Source organism: Pseudoalteromonas rubra, from assembly GCF_004212645.1.
GTDB classification, from domain to species: Bacteria; Pseudomonadota; Gammaproteobacteria; order Enterobacterales; family Alteromonadaceae; genus Pseudoalteromonas; species Pseudoalteromonas rubra_G.
On sequence record NZ_PPUZ01000036.1, the window covers coordinates 1 to 13,294 of the forward strand.

The window sequence follows — 13,294 nt, forward strand, 5'->3', positions numbered from 1 at the left end:
GACGTTGATAAACGTCTTGCACGAAAGAATTTGCTTGGTAACCATAGCGTTTTGGAACCACCTGACTCCATGCCGAACTCAGTAGTGAAACGAAATAGCGCCGATGATAGTGTGGGGTTTCCCATGTGAAAGTAGGACATTGCCAAGCTCCTATTTAAAGAAAGCCCGATTCGAAAGAGTCGGGCTTTTTTGCGTTTTGAAATTAAGTTGAGTCAGCTCCCGGCCAGGTGGCCGGGAAGATGGTATTGCTGGCTATTTGGCTTTGGGCACTACTTTATATATACCACTGCCATCGATACCAAGATATAAGTCGCCGTTGGGGTGGGTGGCTATGCTGCGCACGCGTCCGGCACCTTCGAATAGTTTGCTGTGGCCAACCACTTTATTACCATCAAGCTCGACTAAAACCAGATGGGCGAATTTCATTGCGCCGACAACCAGGTGACCTTGCCATTGGGGGTATTTGTCGCTGGTAATGAATTCCATTCCGGATGGCGCGATTGAAGGGACCCACACCCAGTCAGGTTGTTGCATACCGGCACGCGCGGTCTCATCGGTGATTTTGGTGCCGTTGTAGTTGATCCCATAAGTGATCACAGGCCAGCCGTAGTTGAGCCCGGGCTTAATGATATTGATTTCATCGCCGCCACGGGGTCCATGTTCATGAGTCCAGATCTCGCCGGTTTTCGGATGCATGGCCATGCCCTGTGGGTTTCTATGCCCATAGGAATAGATACTCTTACGCGCATCTTTTTGTTTTGCAAAAGGGTTAGACTCGGGGATAGTGCCATCGGCATTGATACGATGAATTTTACCTGCATCGTGGTCCAGGCGCTGAGGATGTACATCGCGGTTTCCCCGGTCGCCGATTGAAAAATACAGGTAGCCGTCTTTATCAAACTCAATACGTGAGCCGAAGTGAAATGACGGCTTGGTATTCGGGAAACCGTCAAATATCAGCTGTTTATCAACCAGCTTCATGTCTTTCAGGCGGGCACGCATAATAGAGGTGTTGCTGCCTTTCTCTTCGCCTTCAAAGCCGGAATAAGAAAAGTAGATCCAGCCATTCTTTGCGTAGTTTGGGTCAATCTCTATATCCAGCAGGCCACCCTGGCGCTCAGCATGCACCTCGGGAACGCCCTCAATTGGCTTATCGAGCAATTTTCCTTCTTTGATCATGCGTAGCTGACCCGACCTATCGGTCACCAGTAATTCTGTGTCATTTAGCCACACCATGCCCCAGGGGATCTGAATGCCTTTGGCTACCAGCTCCAGTTGATAGTCATTGGCGCTTTTTGCAACCGGGATGGTTTGCGGCTCCACTGCCGCAGCCGCCTGGGAAGAAATAAAAATTAAGCTTAACGCAATCTTGTTTAGTGTTTTTTTCATACTTGCTCAACTTTAGTCGACAATTAGATAGTGACAGGTTAGCGCGTTTTTCTGATAAATGTCAGCAGCTGCGGTAAGTAACGGGCAGGTAAAAACGAGTTGTGCGCGCGCTTTTTGCGCAAACGCGTTGCCGAGGGCGGAATATCGCCGGGCTGAGAAAATAACTGAATCAGACTAACGAATCTTTAACTTTACCTTCAAGTTGCACCAAATGTTAAAGGTTAAGTTTATGATATTTGTAGTAATTTAGGAGGTGGTCAGAAGCGTGTTAGCGCTGTCAGCAAAACAGCCTGACTGCATTTTCACTACATATTTTACAAACAGAAACGCCCATTTCAATGTGCTTTACACCCCTTACATTCGTTCGAATTTCTTTAATTTGAACGTGTCAGCGTTGTCATATAGGCTTGCGCGAATTTTTTAGCTTTACCCCGGAATTTATACCTATGTCATTTAGTGCCCGACATACTGTTTTGCTCTCAAGCGCCTTACTGATTGGCTCTTCGCATGTATACGCCAATACCACAAAGCTGGACACACTTAAGCGTGAATTGGCCAGCCTGGAAGATAAAGTGGCTCAGCTCGAGTCAGCTACAAATAGTGCAGATACATCCACAGAGACACCTGAAAAGGGTGTTCAGGTCGGCGGTGCTGTCCGTTTTAACTATGGCATGAACTCTTACGATCAGGACAGTGAGCGCCGCGGTGGCGATATTGACTTTGATCTTGTGCGTATCAATTTATCTGGCGAAGTGGCTGATATTGGGATCAATGCAGAGGTACGTTTTCACGATTATATGCGCGTCGTGAAGTTTGCCTATCTGGACTATGATATTTCCTCGCAGTGGCAGGCTCAGCTGGGTCTGGCACCAGTCCCATTTGGCAATACGCCGGTCGCATCGCACAGCTATTTTATGACGCCAAACTATTTTGTGGGTCTAGAAGAAGACTACGATTTGGGTTTGGTGTTTAAGCGTGCAATGAAAGATAACTGGCAGCTTGATCTGGCATTTTTTAAAAACGATGACCATGGTGGCATAGATGGCTCGGCAGAAGATCGCAAAGATCGTTACTCTGTGGATATTGTCGGGTTGCGTGGCGCCGGCGAAGGCGTCTATGACGCACCAGGCCAAAAGCTGGCAGAGTACAACACCCTGGTTGGACGTTTTGCCTATCAGATTGAACATGCACTGGGTGAAACTCAATTCGGTCTGTCAGCGCTGCATGGTGGCCTGGATAATGGTATTAACCGTGCCGGTGATTATCAGGCCTGGGCGGTGCATGCTTCTAACCGTTACGAACAATGGTATTTCCACCTTCAGCATACAGAGTACGACTATCAGGTAGACGAATCGACCCAGCTAGTGGTTGCTGCGAACGCCATGTACGACACCATAGCAACAAAAGCTGCATCAACAACGCTGGGTGTCTCATACGACATGCAGGTGACCTTAGGTCCAATATCACAGCTAACGCTGTATAACGACTTTGGTGTGATGCACGATAAATCAGATGACAGTGCGAATACCTGGATGAATATCACGGGTATGTCTGTGGCAGCCGGTCCTGTGTTTGCTTACATTGACCTGGTACACGCCAAGAACCAGCCCTTTGTGGGTGGCACGCTTGTCGGTGACAGCGATGACTTTGAGCGCCGCTTTAACGTTAATATTGGTTACTATTTTTAATCTCTGATTGCAGACACCTCTGTGCCTTGGGCCCAGAGGTGTTGTTTTAGCGATGGCCTTACAGTTTACAATAAGCCTGTGAGCAGGCCAGTCTTGAACACTCTTGCGTACAGTTTACCAGTGATACAATCACACATAAGTCACCAGCGGAGATAGACGCCGCTTGTTGGCCCCCGGCAACCTGAGGCGTGTCGCGCTGAGCAAGTGCATTGTGCTTATCCGACAATCGTTTTAGTTGTGATTTTTTAACTGTTAATTTCATTAATTTTTCCTTGTTGATATGGGTATTTGGTTGTTTTGAGCTGCAGCTTTTTGATTGCTGTAATGTGCAGCCCAATTCATTTAATCGCATCACTTTTATTTGGTCAAATGTTTTTACTAAATAAAAATATATCGAGTAACTACAAATAATTAGATGGATTTTTGTTCGGGTAATTTGATCTAGTATGGGGGCGCTGAACTTGGCTGGGTAAACCATTACCCAAATTTCAGGAGGTTGTTGCTTTTACCTGGGTGCAATTTAGTTGAAGTTGAGGTACCCAAAGCCTGGAGGCCAGCTGACGCCATGAATTACATGGCGTCAGGTATAAATTACTTTTCCAGACCAAACGGATCGTCAATCGCGTGCGCAGGCTCGGTAAACCACTTTGGTCCGTCTGATGTCATATAGAAATGATCTTCCAGTCTTATCCCAAATTCGCCGGGTAATACCAGCATAGGTTCATTGGAAAAGCACATGCCAGCTGCCAGTGGTTGCGGGTTGTCCTTTACTAAATAGGGCCATTCATGAATGTCCAGGCCGATACCGTGTCCAGTGCGGTGTGGACAGCCAGGTAACTGATAATCAGGACCCAGCCCCTGATTGGCCAGATAGCTACGTGCGGCAAAGTCCACATCACCACAGGGAGTGCCTATTTGGGCCGCTTCAAATGCTGCTAGTTGGGCATTTTTTTCGTGTTGCCACATGGTGCGTTGACGCGCCGTTGGCTCGCCGAATACATAAGTGCGGGTAATATCACTCAGATAACCATGCAGTTTACAGCCGGTGTCTATCAGTACAACGTCTCCTTGCTTTAGCGTTTGCGGATCTTTTACGCCATGGGGGAAGGAGGTAGCGGTGCCAAACAGTACGATACAAAAGTAGTTACCTGTGGCGCCGACCTTGCGATGTGCTTCATTGATAAAGGCTTCCACTTCGGTGGTGGTGATCCCTTCATGGAGTATTGAGGCCGCCGCTTTATGCACTTCAAGGGTCATGTCCATTGCCCGTTGGATCAGCGCAAGTTCAGAGGCAGACTTATGCATCCGGCAATGGGCCGTAACGCACTTGGCGTTGATAAGCGTAAGAGCTGGCCCTGCCTGGCGGATGCCATCAGCAATGAAAAAAGCGGCGCTTTCATCAATGCCCAAAGTGGCATCGGGTGCAATGTTCAACTCGTTGAGTATATTGACGAGTAAGCTGTAAGGCGATTGCTCCTCCTGCCAGGTATGCATTGGCCCCTCAATGACCTGATAGTCCTTGATTGAGCCGACTTCAAAAAAGGGCACGATAAACTGCACGTCCCCTTGCGCTGGCAAAATAGCCCCCACCATGCGCTCACTCGGATACCATTGTAAGCCGGTAAAATACTTCAGGTTGGTACCTGCATTAAGATAAATGGCAGCGATATTGTGTTGCTGCATATACGTTTGCGCTGTTTCTATACGCTGTTGATACTCCTCGGGTTTAATGGCGACAACGTCTTGTGTCATGTCTGTCAGTGCAGCCAGTGCCGCTTCCCGGTTTTGATAACCTATGCCTTTCATAGAGATTCCTGTTCATGATTCGTTATTGAAAACGCGCAATATTGTAGGGGCCAATATCCAGCGTTGTGGTTTGATTTGCAATGCATTGTGCGATGAGCTCACTGGTGATTGCGGCCTGAGTCAGGCCCAGATGCTGATGTCCCAGTGCAAAGTAAATATTTGGGTGGGCCGGTGCCGGTCCAATCACAGGTAAAGAATCGGGCAGTGAAGGGCGCGGTCCCATCCAGTGCTCGCCCTGATTTAGCCGCCCACTGTTCCGTAATAGCGCCTTTGCATGTGTCAGCAAGATTTCGGCTCGCTCATAATTAGGTGGGCCGTCCAGCCCTGCAAATTCTACCGTGCCAGCCAGGCGCAGGCCATGTTGCATGGGGGTCATAATAAATTGGCGATCTGCCGAGGCCACGGGGCGGCTGAGATTGTTTAAGGCAGGCAGCATATTGTGATAGCCACGCTCTGCTTCAATGGGCAGTTTGTAACCCAGCTGCTTACACAGTGTTTTGCTCCAGGCTCCGGTTGCCAAAACCAATTTGTCGAAGCCGTGGCTACCGTGTGTTTGCGTAGTCACTTGTACTCGGGGCAGACTGGTGTGCCCTGTGGCACTTTCACAGGGGGTTATTTTTGTCACGGCGGCTTTGACAAACTGGCCACCCAGGGCGATAAACGCCTGATATAAAGTCTGGCTCAGCTGATACGGATCGGGCGTATGGCCGACCTCAGTAAAGTAAAGCGCATATTGAATACGCGCGCTTAATTCAGGTTCAAGAGTACGTAATTGTTCACTGTCCAGTAGCTCAACGGCCACACCTTGCTGTTGATACTTAGACTGTACGCCTCGGATCTCATCGACTCTGTCATGTTCAAAAGTCAGCAAGCTGCCGCGCAAGTGAATATTGTGTTCAAACTCATCCTGCAAGAGTCGCCTGAATGCGGGCAGGGCGGCTTCATTGAGCGCTCGCAGTGCCCGGGTATGATGCTTAAAACGCCTCGGTAGCATATTCAGACAAAAGCGGCTAAGCCAGGGCAGTGCCCTGAAAAAGTACTGGTGATCAACTCTGAGCGGGCTGAGTTTATCCAGCAGCATAGCCGGGATCCGGGGCAGTAAGGCTTTATCGGCAAGCGGGAACACTTGCTCTGTAGCAAAGTGGCCGGCATTACCGCGTGAACATTGCTCGCCAATCCCCGCCGGGTCGTACAGGGTAACCTGATATCCCTGACGTGTGAGCTGCAAGGCATTGCACAGGCCCACCACACCGGCGCCCACAACTGCAATTTGAGGTGCATGTGTCATTTTTATTCTCGTTTGTCAGATTGCATTTTACCAACCAGATGCCACGGTAAAGCCGGTCAAAAAATAAACCTTTTAACTTACAAAGGGTTATTAACTCGATTAACCCAATTTGAGACATTCTGGCAATTTTATTAAATTTGGATATTGATTATTGTATACAATATACCTATGATGGCAAGCACAAACTAAGTAGAGGACTTACCATGAAAGTAAATTGGCAGGGTGTTTATCCCGCAGTAACGACTCAGTTTAATGATGACGAAAGCATTAACTTTGAGACCACTAAAAGCATGATCAACACCCTGATTGAAGAGGGTGTCCACGGCATCATTGTATTAGGCACAGTGGGTGAAAACTGCTCGCTCCGTGCTGAAGAAAAACGCGAAGTGTTGCGCGCAGCAAAAGACGTGGTTGCCGGGCGTGTGCCGCTGATCTCCGGTGTGGCAGAAACCACCACTGCATTGGCTGTTGAGTTTGTCCGCGACGCACAAGAAATTGGGGTAGATGGCTATATGGTACTGCCTGGCATGGTGTATCGCTCGACGGAGCGTGAAGCCATCCATCACTATCAGCAGGTTGCCCGCAATACCCGTTTGCCAATCATGATTTACAACAACCCGGTGACTTATGGCGTAGATGTGTCTATTGAAGGCATGAAAGTGCTGGCAGAAGAAGCCAATATCGTATCGGTCAAAGAAGCAACGGAAGATACGCGCAGAATAAGCGAACTATTCTCAGCCTTTGGCGATCGTTACGTGGTATTCGGTGGTGTGGATGACATCGCGCTCGAGAGCTTAATGCTGGGCGCAACAGGCTGGATCTCAGGCCTGACCAATGTCTTCCCGCGCGAGTCCGTGGCTATTTATAAGCTGGCACAGCAGGGCCGTTATGAAGAAGCCCGTGAGCTGTGGCGCTGGTTCCTGCCTTTGCTTCGTCTGGATACAATCCCCACTTTGGTGCAGTGCATCAAGTACGCAGAGCAATTGGCTGGCCGTGGCAGTGAAGTCACGCGTTCACCACGCTTGCCATTAACGGAGGACGAAAAAGCTTACGTACGCCGCTTGTATGATGAGGCTGTTACCAACCGGATTGACCTAAGCAAATTTAATCTGGATTAAGCCTATGAACAAGGGAACATTTTTTTGCATTGACGGGCATACCTGTGGCAATCCAGTCAGACTGGTAACAAGCGGTCATCCCCCGCTTGAAGGCGCGACCATGAGTGAAAAGCGACAGCACTTTTTGGCCGAATTTGATTGGGTTCGTCGCGCGCTGATGTTTGAGCCGCGCGGTCATGACATGATGTCAGGCTCTTTTTTATATCCGCCCACCACCGAAGACGGCGATGTGGCCATTCTGTTTATTGAGACGTCGGGCTGTTTGCCCATGTGTGGTCATGGCACGATAGGTACAGTGACCTTTGCCTTGCAACAGGGCCTGGTTACGCCAAAAGAGCCGGGGCGACTCAAGTTAGACACACCCGCCGGGCGCGTAGATGCTTATTATTCAATGCGCGATGGCCGGGTAGAGTGGGTCAAGCTATTTAATGTTCCCGCATTTTTGGCACACCGGAATGAGGTTATCTCCGTGCCCGGTATAGGAGAGCTGCAGGTCGATATTGCCTACGGAGGGAATTTTTACATCATTGTTGAACCTCAGGGCAATTTTAAAGGCACCCATGCAACCTGCGCAGCTGAGCTTCTGGCGATGAGCCCGAAAGTGCGCGACGCCGTAAACGCACAGATTGCTTGTGTACACCCGAACGATCCGACCGTATGCGGTGCTTCGCATGTGCTGTGGACCGGCGACCCTAAACACGCCGATTCTAGTGCAGCCAATGCGGTGTTTTATGGTGATAAAGCGATAGATCGCTCGCCCTGTGGCACAGGCACCAGTGCACGAATGGCGCAGTTGTTTGCCAAAGGTGCGCTGCAAGGTGGCGAGGACTTTATCCATGAAAGCTACATCGGCAGCCAGTTTATTGGCCGAATAGAAGGCACCACAGAAATTGCCGGTCACAGCGCCATCCTGCCCAGTATTCAGGGCTGGGCCAGAGTAACAGGCCACAACTGTATCACTGTGGATGACGACGACCCCTATGCATTCGGCTTTCAGGTACTTTAACTAAGATGAGGCGGACCGCTTCATCACCCGATTTGTCTTAAGGAGACAGCCATGACTTTGACAGGACAGAGTTTTATTGCCGGGCAGTGGCGCGGCAATGCAGACAATGGGCAGTTTTATGCGTTTTGTCCGCAAACTAACGAACGACATCACCAAGCTTTTTTTAACGCTACACAGGCTCAGCTGAGCGAGGCGATTGCACAGGCGCAAACCGCTTTTAAAACCTATCGGCGACTTTCTTATGCACAACGTGCGGTGTTTTTGCGCAATGTCGGCGAGGAGATCCTTGCCCTGGGCGATGGCCTGATAGAAACCACTATGCTGGAGACCGGTCTGCCCAGAGCACGCCTGGAAGGCGAACGCATGCGTACAGTGAACCAGTTGAATGCCTTTGCCGAGGCGCTTGAGCAGGATTTGGCACCGCTGGCGCTGGGGCGTCAGGATGCCGCTGAGCCGGGTCGTGCTCCTATGCCCAAGCCCGCGACGCAGTTACGCTATCTGCCTGTTGGCGTGGTGGCCGTATTTGGTGCATCGAACTTTCCATATGCGTTTTCAACGTTAGGGGGAGATACCGCCGCAGCGCTGGCGGCCGGTTGCCCGGTGATAGTGAAAAGCCATACCGCACATCCGGGTACCAGTGAGTTAATGACGCGTGCCATGGCGCGGGCCATTCAACGCAGCGATGTGCCGGACGGTGTATTTTCTATGATCCAGGGCACCGACTATGCCTTGTCGCATCAGCTGGTTGGCGCGGCTGATATTAAAGCGGTGGGGTTCACGGGTTCACTCACTGTGGCCAAGGCTCTGCTTGAGACCATTCACCAGCGCGAAGAAGTGATCCCATTGTATGGGGAACTGGGCAGTGTGAACCCGCAACTGGTGTTGCCAGGCTTTGTGAAGGAGCAGGGCGACACGCTGGCACCTGCGCTGGTTCAGTCGCTCTTAATGGGTAACGGACAGTTTTGTACCAGTCCCGGCTTATGGCTGATACCAGCGGGTGAGGATGAGTTTGAAGCCGCAGCTATCAGGGCGATTGAAGCCGCGCCCTCGGATACCTTGTTAACACCCAGAATTTTGAGCAGTTTTGAGCGTGCCATGGATGCGCTAAGCGATAATGCAAATGTCACGCTACTGGCGCAAGGCGCGCAAAGTCAGCCATTTCATGCCAATGCACATTTATACGCCTGCGAAGCGGAAGACTTTATTAATGACGCCAGCTTGCACGAAGAAGTGTTTGGTCCTAGCGCCCTGATCGTGCGCTATCGCGATCAGGCGCAATTACTGCGTGTGGTATCCCAGCTAGAAGGCCAGCTGACGGCCAGTGTGCATGGCAGCAAAGCAGAAATTGCCGCGCAGGAAACGCTCATAGATGAGCTAAGTTACAAGGTGGGCCGTCTTATTTTTGGTCAGATGCCGACAGGTGTTGAAGTGTGCGGCTCGATGAATCATGGCGGTCCTTATCCCTCATCAACAGATGTGCGCTCAACATCGGTCGGGCTGCAAGCCATGACACGCTTTTTGCGCCCGCTATGTGTACAGTGTTAAGCAATCACAGTAGGTAGACCCTCTGTAACCCCGTGGAGTGCGGTTGTATGGGCTGGTTCCTTAGCCTGTGCAACCGCCTATTTGATCATGAAGTGTGCTCATAGCGGGTGAACTAGGTCCTTCACAGCGTGCAATTTATGGCAATGCACGTATAATGTATCCCAATGATAATAATTAATTAATCCTATGGCGATTGTACATAAAACCCGAACTCAGCTGGTTGCGGAAGCGATCCGTGAAAAAATTCTCAGTGGTGAAATTAAAGCCGGAGAGCCGTTGCGTCAGGCAGCGCTCGCGGATGAACTGAATGTCAGCCGGATCCCTGTCAGAGAAGCACTTTTACAGCTCGAAGCCGAAGGCCTGGTCAACTTTGAGGCCCACAAAGGGGCGACGGTTACCCGCCTCAGTGCAGAGCAGATTGATGAGATTTTTGACTTGCGTGCCATCTTAGAAGCTGAGTTGCTGAGCCACTCGATAGACAGCCTGACCAAGCGCGACTTGCTTGAAGCCGAGGCCATTTTATCGGATCTGGAAGAAGCCACCGAAGCGGGGGATGCGCAACTGGCAACCGGTAAACTAAACGCCGAGTTCCATAACAAGTTGTACAGTCGTGCCGAGCGTCCTCAGACGCGCGAGCTGGTGGAAGTCTACAGCAAAAACTCAGAGCGATACGTGCGTATGCATATCTTGTTGGCTGGTGGTTTGAAAACGGCGCCAGAAGAGCACCGGACCTTGCTTAAACTGTGTTATGAAAAAGACAAAGCTGGTGCCTGCGAGTTTTTGAAAAAGCACATCACGGGTGCCAAAGACGACATCAAAGACTTACTGCTGCGTCTTGAGCAGGAAGCGAAGTAACGTCATACCTGTCATTACGTTAAATAGTCAACCCGTAGTGTTGCTGTGCGCATCAGATGCTTTTTGGCTCTGGTGTGCCAGTGATTGCTTCCCCGAAAGATCACTTGTCATCTTTTAAATACTGTTTTCATATCAATAAGTACAGTCCACAAAGCCGGGTGCTTACATCAGTGTATATTCTTATGGTATAAAAGCGCTCTTTACCCAATTCGGGAAACCTCAGCTCACGGAGTCAAAAGGATGAGAGCAAAACTTACTGGGGCTATATTTCTGGCCCTCAACGTGTTTTTTACAACTGCATGGGCAGCAGCGGGCTCGCAACAAAATCACAGCACTGCGGTTCAGGCATTTAAAGCAGAGTCAGAGCGAGCGATGAAAAACAGAATGCGTAATGCCGATATGTTTATAAAAGACGCCTCGGCACAGGAGCGGCAAGCGTATCTGGATACAGTACTAAAAAAGCAACCCTGGACTCTGGATAACAGTATGTCGCCTGGTGTTAATATGTACTTTAACGACATACACTACGGTGGCAGCAAAGATGAGTATCTGTCTGTCAGTGTCGGGCAGATGCAAGGTAAGCACCAGCCAAACTTGCTGACCTTCGTTGTTGCGAGCTCTGTAGACAGGGGCCATGGCCTTTACATGACGTTTTGTAATACTCAGGTTCAGTCGCAGCGCAAGAAGTCTAAATGCAGTAGTCGGCACAGTTATGTTATGACGTTCTCTGAATGTAACGCGACCATTTGCCGGGTTCAGCTAAACAATGCGATGTTGCCATCACCCTATGGTAGCCAGGTCAATGTGTTTCAGTTAATGATGAAATATGATTTGATAGGTTTTGCGCTGTATGCCAAAGGCGAGCATATTCATTTTGCTGTGAATACCTCTGATCTGCAGCGCAAATACCGCTATTGATTTAATTCAGAAATGTCGCAGGGCTTAATTCAGGGCAGTGTGAAATGCACTGGCTTCACGTTTACTGTATTACACCGTGCTGAAGCAAATACTGCTGCGCAGCATCGGTATGCGGTGCAAAGCGCTTCCAGCGCCCAATAGCACGGCGGTTAAGCGGCTCACGTACCTGAACTTTACTGGCCGTTGACACTGGCGCATCGTTGAGATGAAAACGCATGCAGCTGTCCTGCCAGGGCAATTCACAATACGCCAGCAGTTTGGCTATTTCCTGCTCCGGGTTGTCGACCAGGGATTCGTACTGCATCATATAAAACTGCTCACCGTGCAGCTGTTTCCAGTGTTGCATCAGGTCATAAAAGCGGCTGTAAAAACGCGCGGTATCCATCAAGTCTAATGAATAGGCGTAATAGGGGTTGTTGATGGTAAACAGCTGGCGGAAGTTACCAATGCAGGTATCCATAGGGTCGCGCATCAGGCAGATGATTTTGGCATTCGGCAGGGCCCGGCGGATCAGGTCAACGTAAAAAAAGTTAAACGGCAGCTTGTCGACAAAATGCGCATGGCTGCCGGTGACCACCCGGGTTGCTTCCAGATACGTTTGCCCAAGTTGTTGCGGGTCGCACTGATAAGCCTGCTCAAGCGTACTCGGGTCTAGCACCGTCTGGCTGGTGGTTTGTGCAAGGCGTTTTACGCTGATCCCAAAATCCTGTAATTCCCCGGCCGACATCACATCACTGTGGCTGGATAAGATCCGCTCGACCAGGGTGGTGCCGGAGCGCGGCATTCCAAGTACAAAAATGGGCTCCCGGCTGCTGTGGCCTGCGGCTGGGTCAAATACATGTTCGCCACTGAGTGCCCGGATCCGCTCGAACAAGGCTTCACTGTCTGCATGATCAAATGGCCGGGCTGCATGCATGGCCGCTTTACCCTGTGTGAGCGCATGATAAGCCGAATCAAATTCGCCAAGGTCCTGATATTCTTTTGCCAGGGCATGACCTAAGTGCAGCTGGGATTCGGCAGAACGAGCGCGCTCAAAGGCACTTTGTAAACGTGTGAGGTGGTTATCCTCTGTGCTGGCTTTTTTCAGATCAGACAACGCAAAGTGCGCTCTGTGGTGATCTTTATCCAGTGCCAGCGCCTGTTCAAAGGCCTGCTCGGCCTCATCAAATAAACCAACGAATTTAGCACTGACCCCAAAATTGTAGTAATACTGCGCATTATTTTGCGTGAGTGTGAGCGCCTGGCGGAAAAATGCCAGTGCGTTCTGGTGCAGTCCAATATGACTGAGTGCCACGCCAAAGGTGTCGGCGTCCAGCGCGCGTGTCAGCGTTTGTGGGTTGGTTTTTTCTGCTGTTTGTCTGGCCAGTGCCAGCTCGCCCTGTAAGGCATAGCATTTGGTCAGCTGAGCGCGATATTCGTCGCTGCTGTGTAGTCCCAGGGCCTTTTCGAGCAACCGGACTGCTTTTTTCAACTGGCCAACCTGAAGATTGATCACACCAAGCAGAAAATAGCCGTCGGCATAATCTGGCGAAATATTGAGTAGTTTGACCAGGTACTGATGGGCGGTTTCGAGCTGGCCCTGATTGAGTGCGCTAATAGCGCTTCTGTGTAATTGCTGGATAGACGTCATAGTGGGTTGTCACTTGTTACATAAAGGCCCATCACTATGGATGGGCCTGAG

The 13,294-nt window shown here is 50.2% G+C and carries 11 protein-coding genes and 1 rRNA gene; 7 read left to right on the plus strand and 5 right to left on the minus strand.

The genetic code is table 11. From position 1 onward, the window contains the following. Nucleotides 1-33: 33 nt before the first annotated feature. Nucleotides 34-148, plus strand: a 5S ribosomal RNA gene (rrf, locus tag C3B51_RS13320). A 104-nt stretch (nt 149-252) separates the two neighbouring features. On the opposite strand, the gene C3B51_RS13325 is transcribed toward rrf, so the two are convergent. Next, the gene (locus C3B51_RS13325; RefSeq protein ID WP_130245354.1) at nt 253-1,389 is read right to left on the minus strand and encodes a PQQ-dependent sugar dehydrogenase; all 1,137 of its coding nucleotides are present in this window, start codon (nt 1,387-1,389) and stop codon (nt 253-255) included. A gap of 446 nt (nt 1,390-1,835) precedes the next feature. On the opposite strand from C3B51_RS13325, the gene C3B51_RS13330 reads away from it, so the two are divergent. Further along, entirely contained in the window at nt 1,836-3,077 is a 1,242-nt protein-coding gene (locus C3B51_RS13330; protein WP_130245355.1) for a carbohydrate porin, read from the plus strand. A gap of 58 nt (nt 3,078-3,135) precedes the next feature. Here the strand turns inward: C3B51_RS13330 and C3B51_RS13335 are convergent, their stop codons facing one another. From C3B51_RS13335 to C3B51_RS13345, 3 genes are all read right to left on the minus strand, one after another. Continuing rightward, nucleotides 3,136-3,339, minus strand: coding sequence for a hypothetical protein (locus tag C3B51_RS13335; RefSeq protein WP_046003310.1), 204 nt, complete (start codon nt 3,337-3,339; stop codon nt 3,136-3,138). 329 nt (nt 3,340-3,668) lie between these two features. Then, nucleotides 3,669-4,883 carry a M24 family metallopeptidase gene (locus tag C3B51_RS13340; protein WP_130245356.1) on the minus strand — a complete coding sequence of 405 codons (1,215 nt, stop codon included), beginning with the start codon at nt 4,881-4,883 and terminating at the stop codon, nt 3,669-3,671. A 22-nt stretch (nt 4,884-4,905) separates the two neighbouring features. After that, nucleotides 4,906-6,171 (minus strand): NAD(P)/FAD-dependent oxidoreductase, encoded by a 1,266-nt coding sequence (locus C3B51_RS13345; protein ID WP_130245357.1) that lies wholly within the window; start codon nt 6,169-6,171, stop codon nt 4,906-4,908. Between the two features lie 203 nt (nt 6,172-6,374). Between C3B51_RS13345 and C3B51_RS13350 the strand changes: the two genes are divergently transcribed. From C3B51_RS13350 to C3B51_RS13370, 5 genes are all read left to right on the plus strand, one after another. Continuing rightward, nucleotides 6,375-7,289, plus strand: a complete 915-nt coding sequence (locus tag C3B51_RS13350) for a dihydrodipicolinate synthase family protein (protein WP_125719295.1) — start codon at nt 6,375-6,377, stop codon at nt 7,287-7,289. A gap of 4 nt (nt 7,290-7,293) precedes the next feature. Next, a complete protein-coding gene (locus C3B51_RS13355; protein ID WP_125719297.1) occupies nt 7,294-8,295 on the plus strand; it encodes a 4-hydroxyproline epimerase in 1,002 nt (333 codons plus the stop codon). Nucleotides 8,296-8,346: 51 nt separating this feature from the next. Continuing rightward, a complete protein-coding gene (locus tag C3B51_RS13360; protein WP_130245358.1) occupies nt 8,347-9,840 on the plus strand; it encodes an aldehyde dehydrogenase (NADP(+)) in 1,494 nt (497 codons plus the stop codon). Nucleotides 9,841-10,026: 186 nt separating this feature from the next. Then, nucleotides 10,027-10,695, plus strand: a complete 669-nt coding sequence (locus C3B51_RS13365; RefSeq protein ID WP_125719302.1) for a GntR family transcriptional regulator — start codon at nt 10,027-10,029, stop codon at nt 10,693-10,695. Between the two features lie 240 nt (nt 10,696-10,935). Next, nucleotides 10,936-11,613, plus strand: coding sequence for a hypothetical protein (locus tag C3B51_RS13370; protein WP_130245359.1), 678 nt, complete (start codon nt 10,936-10,938; stop codon nt 11,611-11,613). 61 nt (nt 11,614-11,674) lie between these two features. Here the strand turns inward: C3B51_RS13370 and C3B51_RS13375 are convergent, their stop codons facing one another. After that, nucleotides 11,675-13,243 (minus strand): tetratricopeptide repeat-containing sulfotransferase family protein, encoded by a 1,569-nt coding sequence (locus C3B51_RS13375; protein ID WP_130245360.1) that lies wholly within the window; start codon nt 13,241-13,243, stop codon nt 11,675-11,677. Between the last annotated feature and the right edge of the window lie 51 nt (nt 13,244-13,294).

What these genes read in the sequence shown, in the direction of transcription:
- C3B51_RS13325 (WP_130245354.1), bottom strand. Translation starts at nt 1,389, where the DNA reads ATGAAAAAAACACTAAACAAGATTGCGTTAAGCTTAATTTTTATTTCT.
- C3B51_RS13330 (WP_130245355.1), top strand. Translation starts at nt 1,836, where the DNA reads ATGTCATTTAGTGCCCGACATACTGTTTTGCTCTCAAGCGCCTTACTG.
- C3B51_RS13335 (WP_046003310.1), bottom strand. Translation starts at nt 3,339, where the DNA reads ATGAAATTAACAGTTAAAAAATCACAACTAAAACGATTGTCGGATAAG.
- C3B51_RS13340 (WP_130245356.1), bottom strand. Translation starts at nt 4,883, where the DNA reads ATGAAAGGCATAGGTTATCAAAACCGGGAAGCGGCACTGGCTGCACTG.
- C3B51_RS13345 (WP_130245357.1), bottom strand. Translation starts at nt 6,171, where the DNA reads ATGACACATGCACCTCAAATTGCAGTTGTGGGCGCCGGTGTGGTGGGC.
- C3B51_RS13350 (WP_125719295.1), top strand. Translation starts at nt 6,375, where the DNA reads ATGAAAGTAAATTGGCAGGGTGTTTATCCCGCAGTAACGACTCAGTTT.
- C3B51_RS13355 (WP_125719297.1), top strand. Translation starts at nt 7,294, where the DNA reads ATGAACAAGGGAACATTTTTTTGCATTGACGGGCATACCTGTGGCAAT.
- C3B51_RS13360 (WP_130245358.1), top strand. Translation starts at nt 8,347, where the DNA reads ATGACTTTGACAGGACAGAGTTTTATTGCCGGGCAGTGGCGCGGCAAT.
- C3B51_RS13365 (WP_125719302.1), top strand. Translation starts at nt 10,027, where the DNA reads ATGGCGATTGTACATAAAACCCGAACTCAGCTGGTTGCGGAAGCGATC.
- C3B51_RS13370 (WP_130245359.1), top strand. Translation starts at nt 10,936, where the DNA reads ATGAGAGCAAAACTTACTGGGGCTATATTTCTGGCCCTCAACGTGTTT.
- C3B51_RS13375 (WP_130245360.1), bottom strand. Translation starts at nt 13,243, where the DNA reads ATGACGTCTATCCAGCAATTACACAGAAGCGCTATTAGCGCACTCAAT.